The organism is Salinarimonas sp., assembly GCF_046292825.1.
Lineage (GTDB): Bacteria > Pseudomonadota > Alphaproteobacteria > Rhizobiales > Beijerinckiaceae > Salinarimonas.
On sequence record NZ_JBKBQG010000046.1, the window covers coordinates 21,240 to 31,282 of the forward strand.

General features: G+C 73.0%; 7 protein-coding genes. 4 read left to right on the top strand and 3 right to left on the bottom strand.

The window, feature by feature from the left end; translation table 11 throughout:
* Positions 1-30 precede the first annotated feature (30 nt).
* Positions 31-1,578, bottom strand: a complete 1,548-nt coding sequence (locus ACK4UM_RS17540; protein ID WP_409801824.1) for a GH3 auxin-responsive promoter family protein — start codon at positions 1,576-1,578, stop codon at positions 31-33.
* Positions 1,575-3,854 (bottom strand): penicillin acylase family protein, encoded by a 2,280-nt coding sequence (locus ACK4UM_RS17545; protein ID WP_409801829.1) that lies wholly within the window; start codon positions 3,852-3,854, stop codon positions 1,575-1,577. The genes ACK4UM_RS17540 and ACK4UM_RS17545 overlap by 4 nt, the downstream gene beginning before the upstream one ends.
* A gap of 117 nt (positions 3,855-3,971) precedes the next feature.
* Between ACK4UM_RS17545 and ACK4UM_RS17550 the strand changes: the two genes are divergently transcribed.
* From ACK4UM_RS17550 to pncA, 4 genes are all read left to right on the top strand, one after another.
* Positions 3,972-5,450 carry an AMP nucleosidase gene (locus ACK4UM_RS17550; protein ID WP_409801832.1) on the top strand — a complete coding sequence of 493 codons (1,479 nt, stop codon included), beginning with the start codon at positions 3,972-3,974 and terminating at the stop codon, positions 5,448-5,450.
* A gap of 366 nt (positions 5,451-5,816) precedes the next feature.
* Positions 5,817-6,788: a quinone oxidoreductase family protein gene (locus tag ACK4UM_RS17555; protein WP_409801835.1), complete on the top strand. Its 972-nt coding sequence runs from the start codon at positions 5,817-5,819 to the stop codon at positions 6,786-6,788.
* Positions 6,785-7,525: a 3-keto-5-aminohexanoate cleavage protein gene (locus ACK4UM_RS17560; RefSeq protein WP_409801837.1), complete on the top strand. Its 741-nt coding sequence runs from the start codon at positions 6,785-6,787 to the stop codon at positions 7,523-7,525. Before ACK4UM_RS17555 ends, ACK4UM_RS17560 begins: the two co-directional genes overlap by 4 nt.
* A 113-nt stretch (positions 7,526-7,638) precedes the next feature.
* The gene (pncA, locus tag ACK4UM_RS17565; RefSeq protein WP_409801840.1) at positions 7,639-8,289 is read left to right on the top strand and encodes a bifunctional nicotinamidase/pyrazinamidase; all 651 of its coding nucleotides are present in this window, start codon (positions 7,639-7,641) and stop codon (positions 8,287-8,289) included.
* Between the two features lie 42 nt (positions 8,290-8,331).
* Here pncA and ACK4UM_RS17570 read toward each other — a convergent pair whose 3' ends face one another.
* Positions 8,332-9,600 carry a c-type cytochrome gene (locus ACK4UM_RS17570; protein ID WP_409801844.1) on the bottom strand — a complete coding sequence of 423 codons (1,269 nt, stop codon included), beginning with the start codon at positions 9,598-9,600 and terminating at the stop codon, positions 8,332-8,334.
* Between the last annotated feature and the right edge of the window lie 443 nt (positions 9,601-10,043).

Sequence of the window (10,043 nt, forward strand, 5' to 3'; positions counted from 1 at the left end):
TGTGCGGGGCGAGGCGGAACTCGCCTCCAGTCAACGACCTGCCGGAACGCGCGTTCCCGAGCCGGCTGCACGCTCGAGGCTGGCGAGGAGCCCCTCGTCGGCGATCACGCGCGGCGCCTTGTTCTGCCCGCCGAGCTTGCCGCGCGCCGCCATCCAGGCGTGGAAGGTGCCGGTGGGCGCCACGATGAGCTCGGGTGCGGCGAGCTGGCGCGCCGCGCGATGGGTCGCGTAATCGGCATTGCCCCGCACGAGCGCGGCGTCGAGCGCGTCGCGCAGGCGCGCGGCCCGGGCGGGTTCGATCGCGCCGTCGACCAATTCGACGATCACGAGATGGTGGTCGCTCGCGGCGCCTCGCGCGCGATGCCGGGCGCCTGCGGAATAATCGACGATCTGCGCCTCGATCGCGCCCGCCGCCGCGACCATCGCCGCCTCGAGCTCGGCACCCGAGACGTGCTCGCCGAAAGCCGAGAGCGTGTAGGCGGTGCGCCCGGCGAAGAGGATACGCGGCGGCGCCTTCGAGACGAGCCGCACGAGATCGCCGACCGCATATGCGAAGAGCCCGGCATTGGTCGAGACGACGAGCGCGTAATCCTCGCCGAGCGCCGCCTCGCGCAAGGTGAGCCGCCGGGGGGAGGGGGTGTCGAGGGTGGCGGGCTCGACGAATTCGTAGAAGATCCCGTTGTCGACGAGGAGCCGCATGCCCGCCTCGGGGCCCCCGTCCTGAATGGCGAAGAACCCCTCGCTCGCCGGAAACACCTCCGCGAGCCGCACGCGCGTGCCCTCGATCAGCCGCTCGAAACGCTGCCGATAGGGCGCCATCGCGACGCCGCCGTGGATGATCAGCTCGAGGTTCGGGTAGAAATCGGTGAGGCTCGGGCCGAGCCGCGGCGCGGCTTGCGCGAGGCGCTCGAAGAAGGCGAGGAGCCAGGTCGGCGTGCCCGAGATCGCGCGCACGTCCGCCTCCCGCGAGGCGGGCACGAGGGCTTCGATCTTCGCCTCCCAATCGGCGAGGAGCGCGAGATCGGCGGGCGGGAAGGTGCGCCCGCGCGCCCAGACCGGCACCGTCGCGGTCGCGATCCCCGACAGGTCGCCTGCGCGCACGCCGGGCGCCAGCGTCTCGAGCGCGGTCGAGCCGCCGAGCATGAAGCTGCGCCCGCCGAGCACCTTCGAATCGGGGCGTCGGCCGAGATGGTGGACGAGGATGTCGAGCGCCGCGCGGCGGTTCGACGCGACCATCTCGCGGCTCACGGGGATGTATTTCGTGCGCCCCGCGGTCGTGCCCGAGGAGAGCGCGAAGAACGGCATCCGCCCCGGCCAGCTCGTGTCGTCGAGCGTCGGGAACGGCTCCTGCCAGAACGCCCCCCACATCGCCTCGTAGTCCCGCACCGGCACGCGGGCGCGGAAAGCGTCGGCGTCGCGGATCTCCGCGAAGCCGTGCGCGCGGCCGAAGGCGGTGTCCCTCGCCCGCGCGATCAGGCCCGCGAGCACCCGCTCCTGCGCCGCCCACGCGTCCTCCCGGTCGAGCTGGCGCCGGCGTCGGGCGGCGTAGAGGCGCAGCAACGGCGTCGCGTCGATCATCGCCGCGGCCCCGGCTCGAGCACCGTCTCGTGCGGATAGGCGCGCGCCACCCCCTCGCGCGAGAGCGGCATCGCGAGCGCCTTTCCGTCGAGCCAGAGCGGCAATTGGTCGAGCGCGTTCGCCGAGCCGAGCCAGCCGTCCTGGCCGGTGATCAGCACGCCCGTCGCGCCGTCGAGATCCCCGCAATCGCAGACGAAGCGCGCGATCGAGCCGTAGAAGGCCCTGTGCGGGCGCGGCACGGCGGGGTGGGCGGTCTTCATCACCGCGTCCGAGGTGCCGCCGACGGGGAGATCCGCATAGACGTAGCGGCGCCCGATCAGGGGGAGGCCGCCGAGAAGATGCGCGACGCGCAGCCGGTGGACGTCGCCCCAGACCCGGTAGCGCTTCAGCTCGCGCGCCGTCTCGACCAGCGCGCGGGCGACCGCGACCGTGAGCTCGTCGCGCGCTTCGTCGAGATCGCGGGCGATCAGCGTGCGGGCGGTGAAGACGGCGCCGTAGAAGGCGCGCTCGGTGCGGCTGTGATGGCGCTCGACGATATGGGCGACGAGGAGCTCGAAGGCGAGCGCGCCGCGCGAATCGGGCGGATAGGATCCGTCCCACGCGGCGAGGAGCGGTAGCACGGCGTCCCGCGCCGCGCGCACCGCCTCGCGCGCGGGCGCCCCGCCGCCGCCGGGCAGATCGCCGGCGTCGCGCGCGAGCGACACGAGCCGGTCGCGCAGGTCGAGCGCCGTCGTCACCGTCACGTCGCGCTGGATCGCGGCCATGGCGTCGAGCGTCACGGGGGAGGCCGCCTCGATCAACGCGGCGATGCGCTCGACGCGGATCGCGGCCGAGTAGAAATAGCTCAAAGGGGTCGGCGTCTCGCTCGGCCGGTCGTTCGCCGAGATCACGTAGCCGCGTCGCGGATCGCGCTCGAGGGGGAAATCGCGCGCGGTGACGAAGCGCTCCCAATGAGCGAGGGCTTCCGGGCGGGCGACGAGATCGGCGAGCGGCGTGTTCGGGCGGCGCGGGAGCTTCGCCGCGATCTGCTTCGCGATCCCGCCCGCCGCCTCCGCGACGATCCAGTTCTGGCCCGGCACCGCCATGTGCTCGCAGGCGGCGCGGAAGCTCTCGATGTCGTGGGCGCGGTTGATGCCGAGCATGGCGGTGAGCTCGTCGGAGGACTCGTGACCGACCCAGCGCAGAGCGTAAGTTCCGCCCATCGGCACCGCGTCCGAGACGATCGGCCCGAAACGGCTCTCGCGAATGTCGACGCGCTCCTCGCCCGCCCCGCGCACGCGGATCGTCTCGGTGCGCGTCTCGAAGGGCTCGTGCGGCAGCGAGGAGAGATCGAAGAGATCGGAGGAGGCCGTGTGCGGCGCGGTCCCGCCCCAGGCGATATGCTCGTTGCGGCCGAAGGCCATGAAGGGCAGGCCCGGCAGCATGAAGCCGGTGCAGGCGTAAGAGGGCGAGCGGAAGCCCGCCGCGAGCCAGATGTTCGGCGCCGTGATCGGCAGATGCGGATCGCCCGCGAGCATCGGCGTGCCGCTGGCGGTGCGCGCGCCCGCGACCGCCCAGGCATTCGAGCCCTTGAGCGCCGAGCCGAGCGCGCTCGCGACCAGCACGTCGAGATCCCCGCCCGAGAGGTTCGCGATCGTGCCCGTGCCGTGGGCGACGAGCTTGTCCCACAGGTCGGGAAAGCCGGGATCGCGCCGCAGCGGGATGAGGCGCATCCAGATTACCCAATTGACGTCCGCGACCGCCGCGCGCCCGAGCGCCATCACGTCGGCGGCGCTCCAGGGGGTGCGCGACAGGCCCAGGGGGCCGAAATCGGGCGGGTCTTCGGGCATCGTCTCGACGACCCGGTTCACGCCCGCGACGAAGCCGTCGAGCATCGTGCGCGTGTGCTCGGGCATCATCGCGAGGATGCCGGGCACCGCCTTGGCGATGCCGAGCGTGCGCAGGGCCCGGTCGAGATCGACCGCGGCCGGGCCGGCCATCTCGGCGACGCGGCCGTATGCGACGCGGCGCATCACCTCCATCTGCGTGAGCCGCAGATGGGCGTGGACGACGCCGAGCCCGATCGCGAGATCGCGGTCCGAGCGCGCTTCGAGGAAGGGAACCGCGTGGTCGCTCCAGCGGATCGAGACCGGCGCCTCGAGCCCCGCGTCCCCGCGCGGCAGCATCGCGAGGCGCTCGTCGAGCGAGCGCGGTCGCGGGGGCCGGCGCGAGAGGATCGCGCCGGCGAGGAGGGCGAAGGAGCGCGCGAGGCGCAGGCGGCGGGAGAGACCTGTCACGACGTTCGCAGAACGGGCCCGGCGTCGCGGCGGTTCCGACGCGTCGGCGTGCGCCTTGCGCCCGTCACACGCGCGGTCCACAAGAGGGCGACGAGACGAAGCGACGCGAGGCAACCGATGGACGACGCGCTGTTCGAGGAGGTGGCGAGCCCGGAGGAGGCGATCGACCGCCTCTCGGCGCTCTACGAAGGCGCGGCGCTCGCGCTCTCGGAAGCGGTGCAGCGTTTCGTGCGCGGGGGCGCGCCGCCGTCGGCCCAGGAGCGCGCCTCCTTCCGCTATCCGGCTCTGCGCGTCCACCACGCCGCCGAGATCGCCCCGCCGCGCACGCAGCGCGCCTACGCCAAGCTCCAGGAGCCGGGCTCCTACACGACGACCCTCACCCATCCGCGCCAGTTCAGGGGCTACCTGCTGGAGCAGCTGCGCCCGCTCGTCTCCGAATACGGCGTGCGGCTCGAGGTCGGGCTCTCCGACCAGGAGATCCCCTACCCCTACGTGCTCGAGCGCGGGGACGAGCTCTCGCACGGCGTGGTGACGGCGGCCGACCTCGCCCAGCACTTCCCGACGCCCGCCCTCGCGGAGGTCGGCGACGAGGTCGCGGACGGCTTGTGGGACGTCGATGCGGGTCCGCGGCCCCTCGCCCTCTTCGACGCCGTGCGGATCGACTATTCGCTACGCCGGCTCGTGCACTATACCGGCACCGATTGGCGCGCGGTGCAGCCCTGGATCCTGCTGACGAACTACCACCGCTACGTCGACCAGTTCGTGCAATGGGGCCTCGACGAGCTCGCCCGCGAAGGTTCGCCCTATACGCGCATCGTCCTGCCGAACGGCGTCTTCGTCGGACGTGAGGACGCGCGCGGGGAGAACGCGCAGAGCGTCGAGGCCTTGATGACGCGCGCCACCTGGCACCGCTACCAGATGCCGGCCTATCACCTCGTTCGCGAGGACGGGCAGGGCGTCACGCTCGTCAATATCGGGGTGGGGCCGTCGAACGCGAAGACGATCACCGATCACCTCGCGGTCCTGCGCCCCCATTGCTGGCTGATGGTCGGCCATTGCGGGGGCCTGCGCGCGACGCAGACGATCGGCGATTACGTGCTCGCCCACGCCTATCTGCGCCAGGACCACATCCTCGACGCCCTCGTGCCCCCCGAGATCCCGATCCCGGCGCTCGCCGAGGTGCAGATCGCGCTCCAGCAGGCGGCGGCGAAGGTGACGGGCGAGGACGGCGAGTTCCTCAAGCGCCGGCTGCGCACGGGCACCGTCGTCACCAATGACGACCGCAATTGGGAGCTGCGCTGGAGCCAGGAGCGGCGGCGCTTCAATCTCTCGCGTGCGATCGCGATCGACATGGAGAGCGGCACCATCGCCGCCCAGGGCTACCGCCTGCGCGTGCCCTACGGGACGCTGCTCTGCGTCTCCGACAAGCCGCTGCACGGCGAGATCAAGCTGCCGGGCGCGGCCTCGGCCTTCTACCAGCGCGCGGTCGGCGAGCACCTGATGATCGGCCTCTCCGCCCTCGACATCCTGCGCGGCCAGAAGACCGCCCTGCACTCGCGCAAGCTGCGCTCCTTCGACGAGCCGCCGTTCCGGTGAGCGAGGGGAGGGCGGCGTGAGATAGGGGTGCGTTGTCATCCCGGGCCGCGAAGCGGACCCGGGACCCATAAACGCGACGATCGTCCGAGCGCGCATGCCGCGCTCGCTCCGCACCCTCGGAACGGCGCTCGTCGGAGAAGCGCAGCCTACAGGCTGCGACTGAAGCGTCGAGGGTATGGGTCCCGGATCGCCTTCGGCGTCCGGGATGACACCGCAATGGACGATTCACGAACTCCGAGCGGAAGAAGAGCGGCCCCGCCTCGCGATCTTCCGCACTCCCCGTCGCGCGCGAGCACCCTTGTTCCCCGCCATCCCCCCGGATTAGCATCGCCGCCCGCGCTCGCGGCAATCGAGGAGGAAGCACTGATGACGAAGGCGATCCGCGTCCACGCCACCGGCGGCCCCGAGGTCCTGTCCTACGAGGATGTCGAGGTCGGCGCGCCGGGGCCGGGCCAGGCGCGGGTGCGCCACAAGGCGATCGGGGTGAACTTCATCGACGTCTATTTCCGCACGGGCGCCTATCCCGCACCGCTGCCCTTCGTGCCGGGCAACGAGGGCGCGGGGATCGTCGAGGCGGTGGGGGAGGGCGTGACGGACGTCGCGCCCGGCGATCGCGTCGCCTATGCGGCGGGGCTCGGCGCCTATGCCGACGTGCGGCTGATCGAGGCCGACCGCCTCGTCAAGCTGCCGGCGGGCATCGACGACGAGACCGCCGCCGCGATGATGCTCAAGGGCCTGACCGCCCAATATCTCCTGCGCCGCACCTACCGGGTCGAGCCCGGCGACACCATCCTCGTCCACGCCGCAGCGGGCGGCGTCGGGCTCATCCTGTGCCAATGGGGCAAGCATCTCGGCGCGACCGTGATCGGCACCGTCGGCTCGGCCGAGAAGGGCGAGCTCGCCCGCGCCAACGGGGCCGACCACGTGATCGACTACACGCGCGAGGATTTCGCCGCGCGCGTCGCCGAGATCACGAACGGCGAGAAATGCGCGGTCGTCTACGACGGCGTCGGGCGCGCGACCTTCCCCGCCTCGCTCGACTGCCTGCGCCCGCTCGGCATGTTCGTGAGCTTCGGCTCGGCCTCCGGGCCGGTGGACGCGTTCGACATCGGGCTCCTCGCCAAGAAGGGCTCGCTCTTCGCCACGCGGCCGACCTTGTTCACCTACATCGCCAAGCGCGCCGATCTGGTGGCGAGCGCGCACGACCTCTTCGCGGTCGTCGAGAGCGGCGCCGTGACGATCCCCGTCCACGCCCGCGCGCCGCTCTCCGAGGTCGCCGACGTCCACCGCCGGCTCGAGGGCCGCGCGACCACGGGCGCGACCGTGCTCCTGCCGTGACTCGGCTGATCCAGGCCGCGCTGAACGGCGCCCGCACGCCGGCGGACCATCCCGCGATCCCCGTCCGCGCGGAAGCGCTCGCGCTTGACGCGGCGGCCGCGGTCGAAGCGGGCGCGGGGGCGCTGCACGTGCATCCGCGCCGGGCGGACGGTCGCGAGAGCCTCGACGCCGACACGATCGCGAGGGCGCTGCGCGCGATCCGCGACGCCGTTCCCGGCGTGCCGGTCGGCGTCTCGACCGGGCTCTGGATCGCGCCCGGCGGCGAGGCCCGCCACGCGGCGATCGCGGAATGGACGGAGATCCCGGATTACGTCTCCCTCAATCTGAGCGAGCCGGACGCGCCGCAGATCGCCGAGATCGTCCGCGCCCGCGGCATCGGCATCGAGGCGGGACTGTGGTCGCGCGCGGATCTCGAGCGCTTTCTCGCGATGCCCTGGGCAGGGGCCGTCACCCGCATCCTGATCGAGGTGAACGAGCAGGACGTTCGCGAGGCGCAGGCCGTCTTCGACGACCTTTCGGCGGGTCTCGCGGCGCGGGGGTTCGGACCGGCGACGCGCGGGCCGCCGATCCTCTCGCATGGCCTTAATGCCGCCTTCTGGCCGATCGCGGAGCGCGCCCGCGCCGCCGGTCACGACCTGCGGGTGGGCCTCGAAGACGTGCTCCACCTGCCCGACGGCAGGGTCGCGCCCGACAATGCCGCCCTCGTGCGGGCGCTCGCGGGGGCGGGCGCGGACTAGTCCCTTGCGAAGCGCGTGTTTGCGCCGCCGCTTCGCGCGTGCGAAACTGCCGTCACGGATCGCTCGCCCCGGCGCGACGCCCCCCGAGACCTCCCCCTGACGCGAGAGCTTTCATGGACACGACGCTCGACGACACCGACGTCCTCCTCGCGGTCGACGTCCAGTACGATTTCCTGCCCGGCGGCGCGCTCGCCGTGCCGGACGGGGACGCGGTGATCGCGCCGATCGACGCGCTGGCACGGCGCTTCGTCGCCCGCGGCGCGCATCTCGTCCTCACGCAGGACTGGCATCCGCCGCGCCACGGTTCCTTCGCCTCGAGCCATCCCGGCAAGGCGCCCTTCGAGACGATCGAGATGCCCTACGGCACGCAGGTCCTGTGGCCGGACCATTGCGTCCAGGGCACCCGCGGGGCCGAGATCACGCGCGGGCTCGAGAGCGCGCATCTCGCCGAGCTCGTGCTGCGCAAGGGCTTTCGGCGCGAGATCGATTCCTATTCCGCCTTTCGCGAGGTCGACCGCCGCACGCCGACGGGGCTCGCCTCGTATCTGCGCGAGCGGGGCGTGAAGCGGCTCTTCCTCGCGGGGCTCGCGACGGATTTCTGCGTCGCCTGGTCGGCGCTCGACGCGATGGCGGAGGGTTTCGCGACGCATGTCGTCCTCGACGCCTGCCGCGCCATCGACACGAACGGCTCGCTCGCGCGCGCGATGGCCGACATGAAGGCGGCGGGCGTGATCTTCTGCGAGACGGGCGACCTGATGGCCTGAGCAATCGAGATCCGCCTCGCGCCCCGGCACGACGGCCTTCCTTCAGCGCGTGACCTCCTCCAGGAACTCGACGAGCGCCCGCCGGTCGGCTTCCGAGGGGATGCGCTGCTCGGGCATCTTCGAGCCCGGCGTGTAGGCGGTGGGGCCGAACTCGAACAATTCGGCGACCGTCTGCGGGGTCCAGACGATGTCCATCTCGCGCAGAGCCGGCGAGAAGTCGTAGCCCTCGGCCGTGCCGATGCGCCGCCCGAAGATGCCCGCGAGCGTCGGCCCCGCGCGCTCGCCCTCGTCCTCCGACAGCGTGTGGCAGGCCGCGCAGGCGCGAAACACCTCCGCGCCGCGACTGCCGGTGAAGCGCGCGAGCGGGTCGGCGCCCCCGCCCATCATCACGGGGCCGATATGCTCGCCCGTGCGCGCGTCCCAGCGCCTCACGACGGCGTCGCCCCCGCCGGTCAGGAGCGTGCGCCCGTCCGGATCGAAGGCGACGGACCAGACCGGCAGGCCCGGGCCGACGAGCACGAAATCCACCGTGCCGCTCGCGCGGTCGATCACCGAGACCGAGCCGCGGATCGAGGCCGCCGCGATGCGCTCCCCGTCCGGCGAGAGGGCGAGCGCGATCACGGGCAGGCGCTGGATCTCGATCTCGGCGCGGATCTCGCCGCCGGGCGTCAGCACCCGCACGTGCCCGTCGGCCGCGCCGACGACGATCTCCCCGTCGGGCGCGATCGCGAGCGCGTTCAGCGGGCTGCCCGTCTGGACGATACGCGCGGGCCCGCCGTCCTCGGGCCAGATCCGCAGCGTGGCGTCGTAGCCCGCGGTGACGATCGCGCCGTCGGGGGCGAAGGCGACGGCGTTCACCTGGCCGAGATGGCCCGTCAGCACCCGCGCCTCGCCGCCAGCGAGCGGCGCGATGCGCGCCGTCCCGTCCCACGAGGCGGAGGCGAGGCGGGTGCCGTCGCTCGAGAGCGCGAAGCCGACGATCTGGGACGTGTGCGCGGCCTCGACCCGCTCCGGCTCGCCGCCGTTGTGCGGCCACAGCGCGATCCGCCCGTCCTCGCCGCCGGTGACGATCCGCCCGTCGGCAAGGAACGCGACGGCGTTGACGGAGCCGTCGTGCAGGCGCAGCACCCTGGCCGCGGCACCCTTCGCGAGATCCCAGACGATGGCGCGGCTGTCGAACGACCCCGACACCGCGAGCCCCCCGTCCCCCGCGATCGCCAGCGCCCGCACCGGCCCCCCATGCCCCCGCAATTCGGCCTCGGCGGCGCTCGCGACGAGGAGGAGGGGGAGGATCGCGAGGAGTGCGCGCATCGGGGGGCTCTCGGTGGTGTCTCGGCTCACGCTTGTCGCACGAGCGCGCAGCGCGAGGGAAGAGCACGAGTGCGAGACGAGCGGCGGGCGGAAGGCCCCGACGCCGACGTCCCCCTCCCCCCGCGCAGCGGCGGGGAGGGTAGGGTGGGGGGTGGTCGGGCCTGTGGAGCGGGTGGATAGGCGTGCTCGGCCCCTCCGCCGGGGCTCTTTCGCGAACCACCTCACAAGCCCCACCACCCCCCACCCCTAACCCCTCCCCGCCGCTTTGCGGGGGGAGGGGGATCACGGCGCGGCCTGCATCGACGGCATCGCGAGACGATCGCCGAGAGGAAGGCCCCGACGCCGAGGTCCCCCTCCCCCGCGAAGCGGCGGGGAGGGTAGGGTGGGGGGGGGTGGGGGGGGGGGGGCGGGTGGGACTGGGTGCGCGGCGCCCCTGCCGGACC

Excerpts from the sequence above, each read along its gene's own strand:
- ACK4UM_RS17540 (WP_409801824.1), bottom strand. The coding sequence starts at position 1,578 with ATGATCGACGCGACGCCGTTGCTGCGCCTCTACGCCGCCCGACGCCGG.
- ACK4UM_RS17550 (WP_409801832.1), top strand. The coding sequence starts at position 3,972 with ATGGACGACGCGCTGTTCGAGGAGGTGGCGAGCCCGGAGGAGGCGATC.
- ACK4UM_RS17555 (WP_409801835.1), top strand. The coding sequence starts at position 5,817 with ATGACGAAGGCGATCCGCGTCCACGCCACCGGCGGCCCCGAGGTCCTG.
- pncA (WP_409801840.1), top strand. The coding sequence starts at position 7,639 with ATGGACACGACGCTCGACGACACCGACGTCCTCCTCGCGGTCGACGTC.
- ACK4UM_RS17570 (WP_409801844.1), bottom strand. The coding sequence starts at position 9,600 with ATGCGCGCACTCCTCGCGATCCTCCCCCTCCTCCTCGTCGCGAGCGCC.